Below are 21,033 nucleotides of genomic sequence, written 5' to 3' on the forward strand. Positions count from 1 at the left end.
AGTTTATTGCTCCACATAGCGCCTGCACAAAATATCAAGTTTATGAGTCAGGTCTTGTACTCGATCTGGTTTACCAAGATGATCATCGGCCCCTAAAGACAAACTTTTCACGCGTTCTTCTGCCATCCCTGAGGTAGAAAACACAACAATAATAAGGTCTTTATATTGCGTTTCGCAACGCAACTCTCTCAGCCATTCTAAGCCAGTCTTACACGGCATATTTAAATCTAATAATAAGATAACAGCAGATTCCCGAGACTGCGTCATATAGTCTTCAGAAAGGTAAAACGTAAACGCTTGGCTCGTCTGTATATGCTGAAACGGCACATCATATTCAAGACCCTTAATCGCCGTTGAGACCAACAATGCATCTTCAGGGTCATCATCAAGCATCACGATGCGCACCGGCTTTGCGTTAACCTGAGACATGCTGATCCACCTGCTGTTTAGGTAATTCAATCAACATCGTTGTACCTTCTCCCTCTTGCGACTGGGCAACAATTGTTCCGCCATGTCGCAACACTATCTTGCGACAAATTGCGAGTCCCATACCGGTACCAGAATAATCCTGACGATCATGTAACCGCTTAAATATCTCAAAAACCTGTTCGGAGAATTGCGGATCAAAACCAATCCCATTATCACGCAATTCCAAATGAATACTGTCTTCTTTTTCCTGTCCAGATATAAACACTTCGGGTGCTCGATCTGGGTGATGATATTTCAAGCTGTTGCTGATTAAGTTCTGAAACAATTGCCGCATTTGTACTTGGTCAACCTCGGCACTGGGCAGAGATTCAATGTGTATTTGAGCTTGAGTTTCTTCAATAATCAGCTGTAAGTCTTCCAGCACTTCCTCTAATAAAGGATTCAGCCTAACACTCTTAAAAGGATTTGCCTTTGACGTCACACGGCTGTACGCCAATAAATCCGTTAATAAATCTCGCATGCGTTGAGCCGCATTGACAATATAACCTGAAAAAACCTGACCTTCTTCATTAAATTTCCCATACTCACCTTCTTGTAACAGGATCGAAAAGGAAATGATTTTACGCAGTGGCTCACGTAAATCGTGGGACGCAATGAAAGCAAATTCCTGTAACTCTCGGTTCGATACCTCTAATGCTTCATTACGTTCATGGATACGCTTTTCGTAGGCTTTACGCTCACTAATATCAACAATGGCGGCTACAATTTCAGTATTACCATCCAATTCCACTGGATGTAACCCCACCTCTAGTGGCACATATGAGCCATCTAACCGTGCGCCATACAAATCCCGTCGAGCTCCCATCTTGCGTTTCGAAGGTTTGGCCTGAAACCCATCGCGGTCCACCTCATGACGCTCCCGTAATTCACTCGGTACTAAACTGTCGACAGATCGTCCGACTAACTCTTGCACCTGACAACGAAAAATGGAAGCGACCATGCTGTTTGCTTGAGTAATAATGCCTTCTCGATTGACTACCAGCATGCCATTGGGTGCCGACTCAAAAATGCTCATCATGCGTTTGTTGGCTTGTTCTGTAGCCTGCACTTCCTGCTCTAACTTGTCTTTGATTTCTTGCAGCTCACTGGTACGCAGCGCGACTTCATGCTCTAAAGAGTCGGACAAACGGCGGAGTTCTGCTTCGACGCTACGTCGACGATCAATCTCTTCTTGCAAACGTTGATTGTTTAAATGCAGTGATTTGGATCGCTTTTTTTCACGCCAATTAAATAAAATATACAACAACGCTAGCGTCGCACCGATGCCATAGACAACACTTGAAAGCATAGTCACCATGCCAGAAAAGGATTCAGGGTGATAATGTGAATGGTCAAACACCAGATCAATGACAGACAGGCTGATCAATATTAACGATAGCCCAAGTAGGCTTTTTGGCCTCTCTTGGTCTGACTTGTTTTGAGAAAGTTTCCAAACAAAAAAAAGCGCTAAGGCGTAAGTGGCGAGAAAAAAAACATCCATCCCTAAATAGATTTGTGTGCTCACAATGTCTCCTTGCCTTATTAGGTAAAACCTAAATACTTTTTAAGTGTAGTTGAAGATCATTAATGCACAGTAACATGAAATGTATAAGATAAATTTATTACATATCAAATACCTTACGACTCTCGAAATACAACCCTGCAAGACTTTGATACATTTGGTTGCTCTACTTTACTACCTCCGTGCATAAGGTTTGCTACATTTGTCATGTCTAAGTGAGCATTTTTTATGCTGACGACCTAGATTGATAAAAACGTTAGTTACAAAGTCCCATAACAATAACAAGGGTTACTGACCATGAAAAAGATTGCATTAGGTTTATCGAGTCTTGCCATTTCTGTTGCAGCGGCGACAGCACACGCAGGTGAAGTAGAAGTACTACATTGGTGGACATCCGGTGGTGAAGCCGCTTCGATCAACGTTTTAAAAGACTTGATGACAGAAGAAGGCCACACTTGGAAAGACTTTGCTGTAGCGGGTGGCGGCGGTGAATCTGCAATGACCGTTCTAAAATCTCGCGCAATCGCCGGCAACCCGCCTGCGGCTGCACAAATCAAAGGCCCTACTATTCAAGAATGGGGCGACTTAGGCTTCCTAACGAACCTTGATGCAGTTGCCGAACAAGGTCAGTGGGATGTTGTCCTTCCTCAAGTTGTCAGCGATGTCATGAAATACGACGGCCACTATGTAGCAGCGCCGGTTAACGTGCACCGTGTAAACTGGATGTGGGCGAACCCTGAAATCTTCAAAAAAGCGGGCGCAAGCATTCCAACCACTTGGGATCAGTTCTTCGAAGCGGCAGACAAAATCAAAGCAGCTGGTTTCACGCCACTTGCTCACGGCGGTCAAGCTTGGCAAGACGCGACACTATTCGAAGCTATTGCTCTGTCTAAAGGTTCACAATTCTACAGCGCTGCCTTTATCGGTCTAGACGATGCGACATTGCGTGGCGACGAAATGGTTGATGTGTTTAAAAAGTTCAAGAAGACACGTGACTACGTAGACCAAGGTTTCTCAGGCCGAGATTGGAACATTGCTACCTCAATGGTAATCAACGGTGAAGCAGCAATGCAAATCATGGGTGACTGGGCGAAAGGTGAGTTCACAGCGGCAGGCAAAAAAGCTGGCATTGATTACGTCTGTTACGCAGCGCCAGGCACAAGCGGGCAGTTTACGTTTAACATCGACTCTCTAGCGATGTTCCAAGTGGACGATGAAGGTGCGCAAAGTGCTCAGCAAGATCTTGCAAAACTAATGCTTGAGCCAACGTTCCAAGAAACCTTTAACCTAAACAAAGGTTCTATCCCTGCACGTTTGAACATGCCTCGTGACAAGTTCGATACCTGTGCACACTCTTCAATGGATGCCTTCCTAGCAAGTTCAACAACGGGCAACCTCGTACCAAGTATGGCACACGGCATGGCTGTAAACTCAATGGTACAGGGTGCAGTATTTGATGTGGTCACTAACTTCTACAACAGCGAGTCCATGACCGCTGAAGAAGCAGTAGATCGTCTTGCTCGTACCATTAAAGCAAGCATGTAATACACGCTACAATCTGAGGCCAGCCTAAGGGTTGGCCTCTCTTCTCTCCTTTAAAGTAGAAGCCCCGATTATGAACAAAAACGCCGCCAATGCTGGGTCTGGAGCGACTCAAGCAGGTCGTCCTGCGCGCCTGAGTTTAGCCGATTGGATACCCAAAATCGTCATGGCACCGACTGTCGTAGCGGCCGTCGTGTGTATCTACGGCTACATGATATGGACTGCCGTACTCTCTTTCACAAATTCTCGTATGCTGCCTTCGTACAAATTCGTTGGCCTAGAACAATACGAGCGTTTATTTATGAATGACCGCTGGATCGTGGCTCTGACTAACCTTGGGGTATTCGGTGGTTTGTTTATCCTGATTTGTTTGTTTCTTGGCGTCATGTTGGCGATATTCCTAGATCAAAAGATTCGAGCAGAAGGCGCGATTCGTACGATTTACCTTTACCCAATGGCGATCTCATTCATCGTAACGGGTACCGCATGGAAGTGGTTGCTTAACCCGACCAACGGTATCGAAAAAATGATGATCGAACTGGGCTTTGAAGACTTCCGCTTTAACTGGCTGTCTGATCCAGACATGGTTGTGTACTGTTTGGTCATTGCGGCCGTATGGCAAGCATCTGGCTTCGTCATGGCGCTTTTCTTAGCCGGTCTGCGTGGTGTGGACGGTGAAATGATCAAAGCCGCTCAACTCGATGGCGCGGGCATTATTACCACTTACCGACGCATTATTTTGCCATCGCTAAAACCTGTCTTTTTCAGTGCGTTAGTGATCCTGTCACACATTGCCATCAAGAGTTTCGACTTAGTCGCCGCGTTGACCAATGGCGGTCCAGGCTATTCGTCTGATCTACCGGCCAACTTCATGTATGCACACGCCTTTACCCGTAGCCAGATCGGTTTAGGTGCCGCCTCTGCAATGGTCATGTTGGGCTGTGTTTTGGCGATCCTGATCCCTTACTTGTACTCAGAACTACGAGGTGAGCGCCATGAGTAATGTAGCAAAACGCCAGACTTCTGGGTTAGACAAGGTATTACGTGTAGCGCTGTATGTTTGCTTATTAGCGATGGCGACCGTGTACTTAGCACCGTTCATCGTCATGCTGCTTACGTCCTTAAAAGACGTAGAAGAGATTCGCAGCGGCACCTTGTTGTCACTACCAGGTTCCATAGACTTCAGCGCGTGGTCAAAAGCGTGGAGCGGAGCGTGTACCGGCAGCCAATGTGAAGGCATGGCGCCGTACTTTATGAACTCGTTCAAGATCGTTATTCCTGCTGTGGCGATTTCGACACTGCTGGGTGCGATCAATGGTTACGTCATTTCCCACTGGAAATTCCGTGGCAGCGACTTTTTCTTTGCCGCACTGTTGGTGGGTTGTTTTATTCCATTCCAAGTGATCCTGCTGCCAATGGCGCGTACTTTGGGCTGGTTAGGTATCGCGAACACCACAACAGGCTTGGTGCTGGTACACGTGGTATACGGTGTGGCGTTTACGACTTTGTTCTTCCGTAACTTCTATCAATCTATCCCGGGAGAGCTGATCAAAGCGGCGCGCTTAGATGGTGCCGGTTTCTTTACCATCTTCTACCGTATTATCTTGCCTGTTTCGACGCCGATCATCGTCGTTACGGTTATTTGGCAGTTCACGCAAATTTGGAACGACTTCCTATTTGGCGTGGCGTTCTCTGGCTTCGACACACAACCTGTGACGGTAGCCCTTAACAACCTCGTTAACACCAGCTTCGGTGGTAAGGAATACAACGTCGACATGGCCGCCGCCATCATCGCCGCCCTACCGACCCTATTGGTTTATGTGTTAGCAGGTAAGTATTTCGTACGCGGCCTCACAGCCGGTGCGGTTAAAGGTTAAGTTTGTAAGGTTGAACCGTGCGCCGGCGACAACATCCGCCGGCCCGTTACAGAATTTGGAGAAACAACATGGCAAATCTCGTCATTGAAAATGTTAAAAAACGCTACGGCCAAACAGAAATTCTAAAAGGCATCAATATTTCCATCGAGGCCGGTGAATTTCTGATCCTAGTAGGCCCATCTGGCTGTGGTAAATCCACACTAATGAATTCGATTGCTGGCCTTGAAGACGTGTCTGAAGGGCGCATCTTAATCGACGACGACGACGTTACTTACTCAAGCCCGAAAGACCGCGACATCGCGATGGTGTTCCAGTCTTACGCACTGTATCCAAATATGACCGTTGCCGAGAACATCTCATTCGGTTTAGAAATGCGTAAAGTGCCAAAAGACGAGCGTGAAGCTGAAGTACAGCGTGTCGCAGATATGCTGCAAATCGGTCACTTGCTGAAGCGTAAGCCCGCTCAACTGTCAGGTGGTCAGCGTCAACGTGTTGCCATGGGGCGTGCCTTAGCTCGCCGCCCTAAGATGTACCTTTTCGACGAGCCATTGTCGAACCTTGATGCCAAGCTGCGTGTAGAAATGCGTACGGAAATCAAAAAGCTACACCAAAAACTGGGCACCACCATCGTCTACGTGACCCACGACCAAATCGAAGCCATGACATTGGCCGACCGCATTGCCGTTATGAAAGACGGTGAAGTACAGCAACTGGGCACACCACAAGAAATCTACGACAACCCAACTAATTTGTTCGTAGCAGGCTTCATGGGTTCTCCAGCAATGAACTTCGTCCCAGCGAAAGTGGTTGAGCAGAACGGTGCATTCGCATTGGAACTGCAAGCCAGCAAGCCAACCATTGTCCCCTTCTCAGATCAAGAAAGCCTGAAACCCTACTTAGGCAAAGAGATCCTATTGGGACTGCGCCCTGAAATGATTACCGAGCCGCAGCCACACAAAGAAGGCGCTGCGTTTGTCGTCACTGCGGACATTGATGTCGAAGTCACCGAACCAATGGGTGCCGACACCATGGTGTTAACCCGTATTTCAGAAGCCGAAGTCAACTGCCGCTGTAATCCTGTTTACCCAACTAAAGCCGGTGAAACCATCGCCATGATGCTTGATACCTCCAAAGCCGTCGCGTTTGATAAAGACACTGGCGAACGTATCGATCAGTAGCTTTTAACCGTTGTTTAAGAGAAAGTTTGCCGGCCCTAGGGCCGGCTTTTTTTTGACGCGCTGGAAAGCAAGCGGGATAAATGTATGCCTGAATCAGTGGCTTCATCCACGATTTCGCCAAAACTAGCGACTCTCATTAAAAATACGACCTCATTCCGCTCCTGACCCTGAGGTATCCCCACAAAATTACGCATGCTTAGACCCCCTTCGATAACTTTTGGACGAGTTGTCAGATTACATTCCTCGAATCCTGTTTTGATATTTGGAAACGTGTCATAACAGCTCGTTTCCCAAGGTAAAAGTGTGATAAAACTCTTCGCTTGCGTAGTGTATTGACTTGGAAGCGGTTTGCATAAAGTTGCTCAGCCGCTGTATTTTGAATGTATAACTTAGCTCAAATCTCAAGCCGAATCGGCTGCTTTTTTATATCGCGAAAACCTTCTTCAATTTGCATTCTTGTTTCATAAGCTTTGACGCAACGCTTCGCATAAAGACGGTTCACGGGATGGAAAGACAACGAAGTCCGTCTTTTTCCTCTTTGATTGATGGAGTGGCGTCCTTTAGGTGAGCTCTTATAAAGTACAAATTGATTGGTGATCGGATCAGATTGACGATGTTTAAGCTCTAGATGCTTAGGTTTTTGATTAGCACTAGAGAACAAAGTGGATATGCAGCACCAGGCGTGAAGCGAGTTGTCATAGTACTTACGAGGCCTTCTGACTCGTCCGACATAATCCCAGCCCTGTTTCACAACTTCATCTAACCAAGGTGTCTTAAATCCAGCGTCTGTTACAATGATGGGCTTTGCTTTGCTTGGAAGCAGTGCTTTTAAAACGCTTAAAAATTGTCGATGTGCTTTAGGCTTTTCTTTTGTGAGCTTGTCATGTACTTCTTCATAAAGCGTAATAGATCCCCCCTCAAAAGCCGTACTGGCACGAATTAGAAAGTGCTGTCCACGAGCACCTAAATCAGACCAATCCACGCTAATGATTGGACGCGTTTGAATCACAAAGAGTCGGCAGATATAAGCATAAATCGATAAAGCTTCGCGGCGTAAGCAATCGGTCTGAGCGTTTAATACGGTGCTTCTCGTATGCTTTTGATTGAATGCCTCGACCGATACTGGTCACAGTGCAAAGGTTTCCTTGGGCTAAGCTGAGTACACAAGCTGATAGCGCGTTGCGTCGAGTTTTATGCATGTTGGGGCTGACAATCGGAAGGATTTTGTTCAATATAGCGGTCGCGTTCATGGCTTTGGTGATGAGTTGTTTTTGGCGAAATTATTGATCGCCAAATGTCATGAACGTTCCCTTCTTACGCTAACGTTATGATCTATATTGAAAATTTTTGGGGACACCTCAGCTCCTGACCCGATTCCTGCGTACTATCGAAGCCATTTCGGGTTTACTCAGATCGTCAATCAGGTTGTTTTTTTGACCGAATACCGAGTGTAGGCCATAGCGCCTCCTGAGCCAATCTGCTCCCGCAGCGAGGTCGCTTGCTGACGTAATCGTTCAGGTGAAACCATAGACCTTCGTGAAAGAAAAGCGAGATAAACATTCGATTAGGAATAATGACCCGTTTGACACGGCTTCCTTTTCGGTATCGTATGCCGCTATGTCGCAAATGCTTATAGAGCTTACCGCCTTGGCGCTTGTCTCTTTGCACATTACCATAAATCCATTTATGGCTAGCATTGAGTCGTCTGCCGATCTTTCTATAACTTAAATGTTGGCTCGGATAGGCTTGAATCTTGTATCGTTGTCCTTCAATCAACTGCTTGTAACTCATAGTAATACTCTAATTGTTTGACAACGTTAGAAAGCCACCTGTAGGCAGTTGATCTCTCGCCACCTAATCAACCATGAGTGGTGCACTTTTTATCTGAATTTGCGCTTTAACGATACAGTGACATCCTTGCATCTTCAAAAAAACTGAAAGATGACGTTAGATCAGAAAAACACCTTCAGGTGTGGTTTGCCGATCTCTTACTTTGATGTAAAGTATAAATAAACATTACGTATTCAGTATTTCGTTTGACTACTAATGCTTGGCTCTACAAAGAGTGATGTGCAAAAGAATGTATCGTTTAGAGAACGTAGGAGGAGGTGATGAAAGGCCAGTACGTAGACGTATTTTTATCACTTATAAGTTCTACGAAGGATTGTTGTGGTATTTTTGATGAAGATGATGTTCTAATTTTTTGTAACCCTTCCTTTCAAGAAAATATGTGTGTTCAGGAAGAGGATATAGGGGTAGTCAATTTCAGCGACATTATTCGTAATCAGTTCCATCAAAAAAAAGGAATTAAGATAGATTCGAATAATCTCGAAGAGTTTGTTGAATATGTTAAAAAAGTGCGCCGTTCAATACAGTATAGATCCTTTGAAGCCGATTACATTGATGGTCGTTGGTTTTCGGTTTCTGAATATACGAGTGATGATGGTTACTTGATCATGACACTTCAAGATATGACGAAAAGTAAGGTGAACACCAATCAACTCAATTCAGAACTTATGCAATATAAAAACATGGCCATGATTGATGAGCTAACGTCTATAAATAATAGAAGAGGGCTCATTACTCAAATAAACGATGAATTGAAAATGTGTACTAGGCCTGACACAGAAGTGGCGTTTCTGATTATTGATTTTGATTTTTTTAAGAATATTAATGACAAATACGGTCATCAAAAAGGCGATGATGTTTTAATGCATGTTGTTCAATTAATTAAAGAAAACTTATCAGAATCGGATGTTTTTGGTCGAGTCGGCGGTGAAGAATTTGTTGTTTTTATGAAGGAAACAAATAAAGACAGAGCGTTTGATTTTGGTGTTGAGATGAAGAATTTGGTCAAAGACAATCCCTATGAAATAGATGGTCAATTGATTCCTATTACTATATCAGTTGGGGTGTCTGTTCACACGAGTAGCACCGATTTTGAAAAATTCTATGAGACTGCGGATCGGGCTCTATATACCTCGAAACGTAACGGTAGAGATCAGGTAACGTTGTTTGAAGAAGGCTGATCTTTTATTTGTCTCATCGCTAAATCTATCCTCACTTCTTAATTCCGATGTGGAAGTAAGAACATCGTTTATAGGACTTAGAAAAAGAAGGAAGTGATGAAAGACAAATACGTAGACATATTTTTATCCCTTATGAGATCTACGAAGGTTGTAGTGGTCAAGTAAAACTGTCCGCGGTTTTATAGTTTTCCAGTACTGTTCTTCCGCTCTATTAGGTGGCGACATTTTGTTGTGCTGATGCAGTCTTCTTATTGGACTGAAGTATCCGACTATGTAATTTGTAATTGCTCGCTTGGCTGCAGCTGCTTTAACAACACTGTAGTTTTGTTCTAAGACTAGCTTTGCTGAATCTAAACGAAACACGAGGCTAAAGTTCGGTCGTCTTAGTTTAGTCATTGGTTTACCTGTTTTATCTATGAGGTGTGTGTATCACCCCTCTAGTCAGGTGGCCAGATTCACTATGCCACTATACTCTCTGGCGTACTATTATTTTTGGCTATGCCATTACACGTCCATTTTCTACAAAGAAAAGACAGTTTGAAGATTGTGGGAAAGTTATGCCTTTGTGGTACAAAACTCCTCTTTATATATTGTGTATAAATACCCTTATAATAACTACAGTACCAAGCATAATGATTATCTTGGAGTTCGTGCCAACCGTTAACTAAGCATATAAATTAAACTACCCTTTACTATTGTTTTGTTCAATTGGTCCACTTTCGTCTCGCAGTTGTCATCTTGTTGGGTTACATTATTTTATAAGTGAGCGCTAGTCTCACCATGGAACCTTGAAGCCTAGCTTCGCTGAATGAACTCTGGTATCACAAGAAAGGACAACAAAATGAACGCAAAACGCTATGCCGCGCAATTTGCGCTTTCGGGCGTTGTTATTGCCCTAGCGGGCTGTTCAACCATGAACAGCGAGCCTGCATCGACGGCCCCAATGTGGCAAGCCGGTCAGGAATATCACTTAACAATACTGCATACCAACGACCATCATGGCCGCTTCTGGGAAAACAACAATGGTGAGTACGGCATGGCCGCTCGCAAGACGCTGATCGATAACATCCGTGAAGAAGTCATGCTTAAAGACGGCAACACCTTGCTATTGTCTGGCGGTGACATCAATACCGGCGTACCTGAATCGGACCTACAAGATGCCGAGCCTGATTTCAAAGGCATGAACATGCTGCAATACGATGCGATGGCACTGGGCAACCACGAATTCGATAATCCAATTGATGTATTGAAAAAGCAGCATGACTGGGCGGGCTTTCCGTTTTTGTCTGCCAACATCATAGACAATAAAACCGGCAAGCCGCTGTTTGATGCCTACAAAATTTTCACCGTTGATGACCTACGTGTGGCGGTCGTCGGCTTTACCACCGATGACACCATCAAAATTGGTAATCCAGAATACCTTGGTGGCTTAACCATCAAATCGCCTATCGAAGTCGCACAAGATCTCATTCCAGCACTGGAAGACAAAGCCGATCTCATTGTTGCTGTCACCCACATGGGCCATTACGACAATGGCAACCACGGAGGTAATGCACCTGGCGACGTCACTCTAGCTCGCACAGTACCGGGCATTGATGTCATCGTCGGCGGCCATTCACAAAACCCATTGTTTGAGCCAGATGAACAGAGTGGCACGCTGATTCTACAGGCGCATGAATGGGGCAAATACGTAGGTCGTTTGGATATGACCATCGTCGACGGCGAAATCAAATACTCGGACTACGAGTTGATCCCTGTCAACCTGAAGAAAAAAGTGAAGAAAGACGACGGCACCAGCGAACGTGTCTTTATCGACAAAGAGATCGAACAAGATCCAACCATGCTGGCAATGCTGCAACCGTACCAAAACATTGGTCAAGATAAGCTAAACGTAGAGATCGGCTTTACCGATGGCAAGCTAGTTGGCGAGCGCGGCATTGTCCGCTCTGAGGAAACCAACCTTGGTAACCTAATCGCCAAAGCGATGATGAAAAAAGTCAATGCAGACGTTGCCGTCATGAACGCTGGTGGCATTCGTGATGACATTCCTGCGGGCACCATCACATACAAATCGGTTCTGCAAGTACAGCCTTTTGGCAACGCATTATCGTACGTAGATTTAAACGCTGATGAGCTAACCGACTACCTATCGGCCGTGGCCAGCAAAGAAGCCGGTTCTGGCGCTTTTGCTCAATTCCAAGGCGTCTCTCTGGTACTCGTTGATGGTAAAGCAACGGATATTAAAGTCGCTGGCAAACCACTTAAACAAGGCGAAAGCTACCGTATTGCAATGAACAGCTATACGGCAACAGGTGGTGATGGCTACCCAAAAATCACGGATCATGCGAACTACGTGAACTCAGGCTATGTGGACGCGGATGTACTCATGGGCTACATCAAAGATTACTCGCCTATCATGATTACCGATTATGCACCAACAGGTGCCGTCATCCGTTAATCGCTGCATAACAACCGATACTAAAAATAACGCCCAAGGTACACAGTATCTTGGGCGTTTCTTGATCTATGTCCAACCCTATTAATTTTAGGTTTTACTAATATTCAATGACTTTCTATACTGATGCTATTCATCGAGACAGTTAAGAGGGAATCATCATGAAAGCAAATGTAGGCGGACTAGATAAAATCTTACGCATTGTTGTAGGGGTTCTGTTGATTGCTTTAGCGCTCACAGGTGTCATCGGAGCGTGGGGCTACATTGGTGTGATTCCCCTAGCAACTGGCGTATTTAACTTCTGTGCACTGTACACCTTACTCGGCATCAACACCTGTAAGTTAAAAAAGTAACGGTCTGATCACCAAGACAAAGCGAGCTACGTGCTCGCTTTTTTTAGGGCGCTACTTTCTCGTACACCAATGTCCACTGCAGCGGTTTAGGCAGCTTCTCTGAAACGATAGTCGCACGGTAGACTAAGCGTTCGTCTTGTCGCTCCCATCGATGACGGCGCTCCCCTCGTTCCGAGGTTAGCGTGGCTTGACGGCTAGTATCCGTCGCTTCGTACTGTGCGGTAATATCGCGACCATCCTCCCCTTTAAGATTCGTAGGGGTTGTACTCACGGCTACTTGCCAAGATGGCTGCTGAGCACATTGAAAAGTAAATGTCTCAGCGCTTTCTGTTAATGTCCACTGCCGACATACCGTCGCCTCGTCTTCCAAACGTGATCGGGCAATGCTGCGAACAAAGAAATTCATCTCTTTCACAACGCCATCGATCGCGTCGTCAATTACCCCTTGAGCAGACGCTGGGGTTTCTAATTCCCATATTCCAGATACCACTGATTCAGCAGAAACCGCACTCGATAAGCCCGTTGCTAATAGCAGCGCGACGATTTTATTGTTATTCATATCGCATTCTCCTTTAAAACAACTCGCATCATGACACAGCCAATTGTTCAAATAGCAACCAGAAGCCGTCGATTGCAGTAACAAATTCCGTCACCTAATAAAAGGTCCGACATGAAAAAGGGGAGCCAATTGGCTCCCCCTTATAGATCACATCACTGCTTACTCTGCGTCGTCAGCCAATACCTGGCGCTGCATTTCTAGGATTTCATTAATGCCTTTGCGAGCCACTGCCAGCATGCCCACCATGTGCTCATCACTAAAGGCTTCACCTTCGGCGGTGCCCTGTATCTCGATAAAGCCACCTTTATCGTTCATGATCACATTCATATCCGTCTCTGCGCTTGAGTCTTCTGGGTAGTCCAGATCCAGTACGGGCGTGCCTTGATACACCCCGACTGAGATCGCGCCGATCTGCGACACGATGGGGTTTTCCTTGACCTTCTTCGCGTCGACCAAGGTCTTGACGGCGTCAGCCAATGCAACGAAACCGCCCGAAATCGATGCGGTGCGAGTGCCGCCATCCGCTTGAAGCACATCACAGTCGATGGTGATGGTGTGCTCACCTAATTTTTTAAGATCAAGCGCGGCACGCAACGAGCGACCAATCAAACGCTGAATCTCAACCGTACGACCACTTTGCTTACCACGTGCCGCTTCACGATCGACACGATTGTGCGTGGAGCGTGGCAACATGCCGTATTCGGCCGTGATCCAACCTTGGCCTTTGCCCTTTAGAAAACGTGGCACGCCTTTTACGACCGTCGCAGTACAAATCACTTTGGTATCGCCGCATTCCACTAACACGGAGCCTTCCGCATGCTTGGTAAAGTTACGCGTAAACTTCATCGGACGTAATTGATCGGCTGCTCTACCACTTGGACGCATAGTTGTCTCTCTGTCATTCGTTTCAAAGGGGTGATTATAACGAACCTTGAACAAAATGCCTGCCTATCCTGACGTGAAAGTCATACATGGGTTACACTACGAATCACTTTTATTTAGCTGCTAGGGATTGATATGACTGCAAGCATGACCGCCTTTTCGCGCCAAGAAGCCGTATACGACTGGGGCACCATTAGCTGGGAAATCCGCTCAGTAAACCAACGCTACCTTGAGCCACACTTTCGTCTTCCTGAACAATTTCGTGAATTGGAATTCAGCTTCCGCGACGTGCTACGTAAAAAACTGAACCGCGGCAAAGTGGAATGCCAACTACGCATACATGCCGTAGATACCGCTGCGACAGGTCTAAAGATCAATGCTGAAAACGCTCAAGCCCTTGCCAACGCCGTAAGCGAGCTAGGCACGTGGTTCGATGGCATTAAAACACCATCACCTTTGCAGATTCTGCAATGGCCAGGCATTTTAAGCGATGACAGTGTTGATGCCGACGACATGAAAAAGGCCGTCATCGCCCTATTCAACAAAGCCGTCGACGAAATGATCCAAGTACGTCAACGTGAAGGCGAACAACTAGACACCATCATTATTGAGCGCTTAGACGCCATTGACGCCATCGTCGCTGAAGTAAAAGAAAAGCTACCGACCATCATCGCCGCGCAAAAGCAAAACCTCAAAGACAAACTCGACGCGGCCCAAGTCGAACTTGACCCAATGCGCGTCGAAGCTGAAATCGTCATGCTGGCACAAAAAGCCGACGTCGCCGAAGAAGTCGATCGCCTAGCCACACACACAAAAGAAGTGCGCCGCCAACTGAATGAAAAAGGCCCCATCGGCCGCCGCCTAGACTTCCTCATGCAAGAACTCAACCGCGAAGCCAACACCCTATCGTCTAAATCGATTGTGGTGGAAACGACGCAAAGCGCCGTCGAATTGAAAGTCTTGATTGAACAGATGCGAGAGCAGATTCAGAATATTGAGTAAACTGAATAGTGAAGGTGTAGCCATGTTAGATAAAAAGAGTTTAATCCAATCAATCCAGCAACTTATGCCGGATGTTAAATTGATTTACCTGTTTGGCTCTCAAGCAGATGGCAGTGCTACGCCTTCAAGTGATATTGATGTAGCTGTGCTACTGGAGAAGAAGTTAGACTCCGTAGTACGCTTCGACTTGGAACAAACCCTCGCCATCGAGTTCGATCAAGACGTTGATCTAGTCGATCTGCTAGCCGCATCGACTGTTTTACAAAACCAAATCATCATGAAAGGCGAGCTACTTTTCGGCAGTGAAAACGAGCAAACGAAATTTGAAATGCAGATCATGTCGATGTACCAGCATTTGAACGAAGAGCGTGCGGATATTTTGCAGGAGTATTTGAAATGAACGATTCAATTCTCAATAAGCTAGCAACGATTGCTCGCTGCTTGAAACGTATTCGAGACGTCTACGCCTTAGCAAAAGGCAACTTCGACACAGACTACACCAGCCAAGATTCGATCGTTTTGAATTTACAGCGTGCCTGCGAGGCGAGCATTGATGCCGCAAACATCCTCAACAAACAGCATCAAACAGGCATTCCGCAAAGCAGCCGCGACAGCTTTGAACTGCTTAAAAAAGCAGGGCTGATCTCAGCCCCACTCGCATTGAACTTGCAAAAAATGATCGGTCTTCGCAATGTGGCAGTCCATGACTACCAGACACTAAACCTTGATATAGTGAAGTATGTGGTTGAGCAACGTTTGAGGGATTTTGAAGAGTTTGTTGATACCGTTAAAAAGCTTAAGGGCTAATCAACTTTAACAGAGAATATAATTCAGGCTTTTTAAAGTGATACTTTTAAATTAATAAAGTGTAGTTTGCTATGCAACTCATAGAACAAGTCATAATGGCCTACTCTACACATGACAAGAAACTCGATTTCGAGGGGTATAAATGGAAGATACTAAGTCATTAATCAAGCCATTTAGAGCAAATGCCCATTTGCTCAAACTACTTGGCGATGAGTTGATCGGTGATGATCGCTTAGCAGTATTCGAACTAGTAAAGAATGCTTATGATGCCAATGCTACAAAAGTAGATGTCACGTTAAACCTAGAAAATGATGACCCTAATATCATTATTTGGGATCATCATGGTTCAGGAATGACCGAAGATGATATTCTTAATAAATGGATGGAAATTGGCACAAACAGTAAACGTAGTAAGAACAGAGTTAGAACTCCTGACCTAAACCGCCTCCCTTTAGGTGAAAAAGGCGTGGGGCGTTTAGCTGTACATAAGCTTGGAAAAAAACTCACAATCAACACAAGAGCAAAAGACTCTCAAGAGCACCAGATCACTATTGATTGGCCAAAATTAATTGGAGAAGCTCAATACATCGAAGATACCAAAGTGACCATTACACCTCTGATCACACCTAAATACTTTGAGTCAGAAACAGGAACTAGAATTGAAATTGGAGATCTCAATAATACAAATTGGACTCGTGGCGATTTAAGGCGATTAAAGCGCCTATTAACTAGCCTTATATCTCCATTTAAATCTGTATCTGACTTTGATGTAAAGCTTAGTGTTCCAGGAAGGGAAAAGGATATCTCTGATGTTCTTGAAGCGCGAGATATCCTTGATAAAGCAATGTGGACGTATGATTTTATTATCGATGAAAACGGCAAATTTTCGACCACCTATGCTTTCAACCCACCAAGGATATTTAAAGAGCTGACACCTTCTAGTTCTGATTCTGAAGACGAGAAATTACAGCTTATAAAACCAAGTAAGGAAGAAGGCTTGGCTCGAGATAAAGCAATTCGTGAGTCATTACTGCTAACTCAAGAAGATCTAAAAGGAATTGGGCCAATATCTGGCACATTTTACGTTTTCATGCAATCTCATGCTGTACTAAACGCCATAGGTTCACCTCAATTAATCAAAGAATACTTAAGAGAACAATCCGGTGTCCGTATTTATAGAGACGGTATCCGTGTATTTAACTATGGCGAAGGCAATGATGATTGGCTCGGATTAAACGCCAGTCGCGTAAATAGACCAGGTAAAAAAATCGCCACCAACATGGTAATTGGTAGTATTGATCTGAGCCTTGAAGATAGCAATGGGCTTAAAGAAAAAACTAACAGAGAAGGCTTCGATGAGAATAACACATACAAACGTTATCGCTGGGTAGTTGCTAGTGTAATTGAAGACTTTCACATGAAGCATGAAGAAGACCGAAAAAAGCTTGATAACTATCTCAAAGGAGATGTAGAAGATGCAGCCCCTGCTACAACCAGATTTGAAGAGAGTATTGAGGATATTAAGAACGCAATTAAGAAGCACAAACTTGAAGATGAAATGGGCGGTAAAGTTGCGCAAATAGAATCCGATTATCGCCAAATGCGCGAGGTTACACTAAGCTCAGGAATTGCAGGTATTAATCTAGCGGTTATCTTCCATGAAGTCGAAAGAGGTGTGGATGATCTTAACACTTCAATACGCCAGTCCGATGATTATGACACTCTTCTAAAGCGTGCTGAGCATCTAGCCGCTTTACTTGAAGGTTTTGCTCCGCTACTACGCCGTAATGAACAAAAAACATTTAATATAAAAACACTTACTCAAAAAATTATAAAACTAAATACTCATCGCTTTGAGCATCATAAAATCACCTGCTCATGCCCGATAAATACGGACGAATCGGAATCTTTTGAAGTAACAGCACCTGTTGGCCTAATACAAGCAACACTAACGAACTTGATTGATAACTCTATTCATTGGACCAGTTTAAAAGCTGAAAGAGAAGGTGGTGACTATAAGCCAGCCATACGCATAGATAGCCTTCCAAATTGGTTCGAGGAAGGGCCTGCGTTAGTGGTCATGGATAACGGCCCAGGCTTTAGCCTAACTCCTGAGGAGGCAATACAACCTTTTAAAACATCTAGACCTGGAGGAATGGGAGTTGGTCTTTATTACTCAGATAAAGTTATGGAGTCTCTTGGTGGAACTCTTTTGATCTGTCATCCAGACGATCTAGAGCTACCAGAGGCATATAAAGGTGCAGCAGTAGTAATGTTATTCAAAAAAGGACGTAAGTAATGATCAGCTTACCAGGAATTGTTCTAATAGATGATAATGAATCTGAGCTAGATCAATTACACAAAAGCTTTATTAAAGCCGGCTACCCTTGTTTTCCAATAAATTTTATTAACGATGATAATGAAAACGATTCAGGCATAAATCATGTTAAACTGGACTTTCTAAACCCAAGAATTGTATTAACTGATTTAAATCTGTATGAAAATTCAAAAATTGACCCGAAATTATTAGCTGGACCAATCGCCGAAATCTTATATAAAATCATTAAAGATGGTCCTTATATATTATACTTTTGGTCAAAAAATGAAAAAGATGCCGAAGGAGTTATGGAAGTATTGACCAGCCGATTCACTGACCTAAAATTACCCTTGGATTGGGGGATTTTAAGTAAATCCGAATTCATGAACGATAATGAAAGCTTAAATATAAGAGTTTCAAGGCTTATTGAAGATAACAAAATGTTTTACTCTTTATTTAACTGGGAAAATAAAATCTATACCGCAGCACAAGCAACTACAGATTCTCTTTTTAATTTAGCAAAACCTTCTACATCACAAGGCATTTCTGATTTTAAAGAGAAAACAACAACTAAACTACAGACAATGATAGCTGCTATAGGTAACGAGACACTCGGTATCCAAAATGCTAGAGAAGAGCCTAATACTGCTATTGAACTTGGGTTAGAGCCAGTTTTACATAGTCATATTCGGACAATCAATGAAGCCTCTAGTTCTTCCATATGGAGAGATGCTGCTCAGGGAATCGGTACTCGTCTAGAAGATGCTATGTACAATGATGTAAAAGCTCAACTTAACTCATTTCTCCATATAGAAAACCTAAAAGAGAACTCGCCAAAAAATAAGCGTGGCAGTTGGTTAGAATTTAAATCTGAATATTTCGAAGATGAAAAAAATACTAGAAATATAAAAAAGAACTTTGGAAAAAAAGTTAAATCTCTTATAAATGAAGAATTCTTTAATATCTCCCCCGTTGACTCTGATAAAAGAGACGAGGTTTACTCAAAAATAAAGCTTGGTTTTCTTGAGCTATCAGCCGAGTGCGATCAAGCTCAACGAAAAACTAAAATGCATCGATACTTTTTATCTGCAATGATACCCAAAGAGTATGAAGATTTTACTTTCTTCAGGGAAGGGAAAAGTAATACCGCTCACACTGGTATTTATCGCTTACCAAACTTAATTGTTGATGGGCAAGAATATATTGTGAAGATTAGCTTTATGTATCAAGTTGGAGCCGTCCCAAACTCTAGCAAGTGGCTAGGAAAGCCTGTATTCCGATTAAAAGATCAGATCTTATCCGACATTAGCTTTAAAGCCTCGCAACATGCAGCTAGACCGGGCATCATTCGTTTTGACTAAGTAACTCTAGAGCGACCTTACCAATCTGCTGTGCCAAATACGGCGGCACAGCATTTCCCACCTGCACATATTGCTGCGTTCTATTGCCTTCAAATAGGTAGTTATCTGGGAATGTCTGCAAACGTGCAGCTTCTCGTACTGTTAAGCTACGACACTGTTTTGGGTCATAGTGAATAAAGTAATGCCCGTCTTTAGAAATGTGGCTTGTTACGGTCGTGGCACATTTGTTGGCGGCTTGGGTTCTAAAGCGATCCGCGTGACTACCTGATCTCCAGTTTTCGTGTTTAGGTGCTAATGCTTCTGGAAAGTCGCGAGATTTTGGCGATACGCCACCGCTTAGTTGTGTGAAGGCTGCACTGTAAGCGTATCGGAGTAAATCACTGTCCATATGACCCCGAGTTTCGTGATTGAGTACGCAGCTTGGTGCGTTATTTCGATACCAATCAGTAAGGCCTTTTGGCACTAGGGCAAGCGACTCAGTAGGCTGAGTGGCGGATCGGGCCAAGTTCGTAAATGGCTTTAAATCTAAGCTTTTTGCTCCATCAAATCGCTTTTTTAACAAGGCTTTGATCTTTGCCGAGTTTTGGGAAACGACTTTTTCCCAAGCAGCAAGTTCATCTTTACGCTTAGAGAAACCACTACGTAGCTTGGGTAGGTCATCGATGACTTGTTTAACGGATACTTGCTCATTAGGACGAGCCAATATATTCGGTACTTTTTCAATATCGCTGCGAACACCTAATAAAATGACACGATGACGGGCTTGAGGTACGCCATATTTTTCGGCTTTTATAAGGTAATCGCTTGAGTCTTGATAAACAGGATTATGAGGATCTGTCGCTTCAACAACCAATGAGTAAATTTTGTATTCAGGGCTAGCAATGTTAGTCGCGCGCTCAGGCTTTCTTAGATCATCAAGAATGCTTGGAAACATCACCTCACCATCGACTTTAGCAGAAAGGATGCCTCTCACATTTTCCATGACAAAGACGTCAGGCTGCGCGATCGAAAGTACTTTAAGGTACTCTCGATATAGGAAGTTACGATGATCATCTTCGGCTTTATAACTTTTATTCCCTGCGTTTCGGGAACGACCAGCCAATGAGTAAGCTTGGCATGGTGGACCACCAATAACGACTTTAGGGCCGTCACCATGCGCTTTAACTAACTCGGCAATACGTTGATGAATGACTTCATTATCATCGCCTAGAGCTTTAGGGCCGTGGAGTGTTTCAACAGCAGCGTCTTCAGCTTGTTCGGGAAATAGGTCGAATAGTTGCTGGCGCGTAATTCTCCCGCATAGGTACTCATTGTAACTATCTAACCCGCCACGCAGGTCTTTAATTTTGCGATAAAAAGCACGAGTCGTAAGGGTTTTGTGAGCGGAGGGCTCTTTCTCTACTGAAACACCTATATTGAAAAATGGGTTATCATTTTCATCTTTTACCGATGAAAAGCCCTCCCCAAGTCCGCCAGGGCCTGCAAAAAGGTCAATAACTAGTGCTTCATTAGTCTTCATTTGCTCAACAGCTTCTTATCACAAATCGCCACATCATACTCGTTAGAGAAAACGAGACAACTTTACATAGAAAATGGGGCTCATATCGAAAGATTTCATTGTTTTCTATACGTATAGAGCCAGACATGTATAGATTTTTCGCTTTTCTATATATATCTGAAA

General features: G+C 44.2%; 17 protein-coding genes and 2 pseudogenes. 12 read left to right on the top strand and 7 right to left on the bottom strand.

The features are described from left to right. Positions 1–3 precede the first annotated feature (3 nt). Both AYW75_RS15310 and AYW75_RS15315 read right to left on the bottom strand, forming a co-directional pair. The gene (locus tag AYW75_RS15310; RefSeq protein WP_067101267.1) at positions 4–429 is read right to left on the bottom strand and encodes a response regulator; all 426 of its coding nucleotides are present in this window, start codon (positions 427–429) and stop codon (positions 4–6) included. Then, the gene (locus tag AYW75_RS15315) at positions 416–1,993 is read right to left on the bottom strand and encodes a sensor histidine kinase (RefSeq protein WP_156490871.1); all 1,578 of its coding nucleotides are present in this window, start codon (positions 1,991–1,993) and stop codon (positions 416–418) included. Before AYW75_RS15315 ends, AYW75_RS15310 begins: the two co-directional genes overlap by 14 nt. A gap of 294 nt (positions 1,994–2,287) precedes the next feature. Here AYW75_RS15315 and AYW75_RS15320 point away from each other — a divergent pair, with 294 nt between their 5' ends. The 4 genes from AYW75_RS15320 (at position 2,288) to AYW75_RS15335 (ending at position 6,587) form a co-directional block, all read left to right on the top strand. Continuing rightward, complete coding sequence (locus tag AYW75_RS15320) at positions 2,288–3,535, top strand: ABC transporter substrate-binding protein (RefSeq protein WP_067101270.1); 1,248 nt, start codon at positions 2,288–2,290, stop codon at positions 3,533–3,535. 70 nt (positions 3,536–3,605) lie between these two features. Next, positions 3,606–4,535 (top strand): carbohydrate ABC transporter permease, encoded by a 930-nt coding sequence (locus tag AYW75_RS15325; protein ID WP_067101273.1) that lies wholly within the window; start codon positions 3,606–3,608, stop codon positions 4,533–4,535. Continuing rightward, positions 4,528–5,409: a carbohydrate ABC transporter permease gene (locus AYW75_RS15330; protein WP_067034021.1), complete on the top strand. Its 882-nt coding sequence runs from the start codon at positions 4,528–4,530 to the stop codon at positions 5,407–5,409. The genes AYW75_RS15325 and AYW75_RS15330 overlap by 8 nt, the downstream gene beginning before the upstream one ends. Positions 5,410–5,477: 68 nt before the next feature. Next, positions 5,478–6,587: an ABC transporter ATP-binding protein gene (locus tag AYW75_RS15335; protein ID WP_067101275.1), complete on the top strand. Its 1,110-nt coding sequence runs from the start codon at positions 5,478–5,480 to the stop codon at positions 6,585–6,587. Positions 6,588–6,981: 394 nt separating this feature from the next. Here AYW75_RS15335 and AYW75_RS15340 read toward each other — a convergent pair. Next, positions 6,982–7,632, bottom strand: a pseudogene (locus AYW75_RS15340) (IS4 family transposase); the annotation flags it as partial. Positions 7,633–8,138: 506 nt separating this feature from the next. After that, positions 8,139–8,378 (bottom strand): annotated as a pseudogene (locus AYW75_RS19260) (IS30 family transposase); the annotation flags it as partial. A 320-nt stretch (positions 8,379–8,698) separates the two neighbouring features. Here AYW75_RS19260 and AYW75_RS15350 point away from each other — a divergent pair. From AYW75_RS15350 to AYW75_RS15360, 3 genes are all read left to right on the top strand, one after another. Beyond that, positions 8,699–9,616, top strand: coding sequence for a sensor domain-containing diguanylate cyclase (locus AYW75_RS15350; RefSeq protein ID WP_067101286.1), 918 nt, complete (start codon positions 8,699–8,701; stop codon positions 9,614–9,616). Positions 9,617–10,457: 841 nt separating this feature from the next. Beyond that, positions 10,458–12,074, top strand: a complete 1,617-nt coding sequence (gene ushA, locus AYW75_RS15355) for a bifunctional UDP-sugar hydrolase/5'-nucleotidase UshA (RefSeq protein ID WP_067101289.1) — start codon at positions 10,458–10,460, stop codon at positions 12,072–12,074. Between the two features lie 158 nt (positions 12,075–12,232). Then, positions 12,233–12,424 carry a YgaP family membrane protein gene (locus tag AYW75_RS15360; RefSeq protein WP_067101292.1) on the top strand — a complete coding sequence of 64 codons (192 nt, stop codon included), beginning with the start codon at positions 12,233–12,235 and terminating at the stop codon, positions 12,422–12,424. Positions 12,425–12,467: 43 nt separating this feature from the next. On the opposite strand, the gene AYW75_RS15365 is transcribed toward AYW75_RS15360, so the two are convergent. Both AYW75_RS15365 and rph read right to left on the bottom strand, forming a co-directional pair. Then, positions 12,468–12,983: a hypothetical protein gene (locus AYW75_RS15365; protein WP_067101295.1), complete on the bottom strand. Its 516-nt coding sequence runs from the start codon at positions 12,981–12,983 to the stop codon at positions 12,468–12,470. Between the two features lie 159 nt (positions 12,984–13,142). Next, positions 13,143–13,868 (bottom strand): ribonuclease PH, encoded by a 726-nt coding sequence (gene rph, locus AYW75_RS15370; RefSeq protein ID WP_067034038.1) that lies wholly within the window; start codon positions 13,866–13,868, stop codon positions 13,143–13,145. Between the two features lie 132 nt (positions 13,869–14,000). Between rph and AYW75_RS15375 the strand changes: the two genes are divergently transcribed. The 5 genes from AYW75_RS15375 (at position 14,001) to AYW75_RS15395 (ending at position 19,352) form a co-directional block, all read left to right on the top strand. Continuing rightward, a complete protein-coding gene (locus tag AYW75_RS15375; protein WP_067101298.1) occupies positions 14,001–14,867 on the top strand; it encodes a YicC/YloC family endoribonuclease in 867 nt (288 codons plus the stop codon). A gap of 22 nt (positions 14,868–14,889) precedes the next feature. Beyond that, positions 14,890–15,267 (top strand): type VII toxin-antitoxin system MntA family adenylyltransferase antitoxin, encoded by a 378-nt coding sequence (gene mntA, locus AYW75_RS15380; protein WP_067101301.1) that lies wholly within the window; start codon positions 14,890–14,892, stop codon positions 15,265–15,267. Next, complete coding sequence (gene hepT, locus AYW75_RS15385) at positions 15,264–15,674, top strand: type VII toxin-antitoxin system HepT family RNase toxin (RefSeq protein ID WP_067101303.1); 411 nt, start codon at positions 15,264–15,266, stop codon at positions 15,672–15,674. Before mntA ends, hepT begins: the two co-directional genes overlap by 4 nt. Before the next feature lie 142 nt (positions 15,675–15,816). After that, the gene (locus tag AYW75_RS15390) at positions 15,817–17,973 is read left to right on the top strand and encodes an ATP-binding protein (RefSeq protein ID WP_067101305.1); all 2,157 of its coding nucleotides are present in this window, start codon (positions 15,817–15,819) and stop codon (positions 17,971–17,973) included. Next, complete coding sequence (locus tag AYW75_RS15395; RefSeq protein ID WP_067101308.1) at positions 17,973–19,352, top strand: hypothetical protein; 1,380 nt, start codon at positions 17,973–17,975, stop codon at positions 19,350–19,352. The genes AYW75_RS15390 and AYW75_RS15395 overlap by 1 nt, the downstream gene beginning before the upstream one ends. Here the strand turns inward: AYW75_RS15395 and AYW75_RS15400 are convergent. Then, positions 19,336–20,871, bottom strand: a complete 1,536-nt coding sequence (locus AYW75_RS15400) for a DNA cytosine methyltransferase (protein ID WP_067101311.1) — start codon at positions 20,869–20,871, stop codon at positions 19,336–19,338. The genes AYW75_RS15395 and AYW75_RS15400 overlap by 17 nt on opposite strands. Positions 20,872–21,033 lie beyond the last annotated feature (162 nt).

Origin of the sequence: Marinomonas atlantica (assembly GCF_001639725.1) — a bacterium.
Taxonomy (GTDB): domain Bacteria; phylum Pseudomonadota; class Gammaproteobacteria; order Pseudomonadales; family Marinomonadaceae; genus Marinomonas; species Marinomonas atlantica.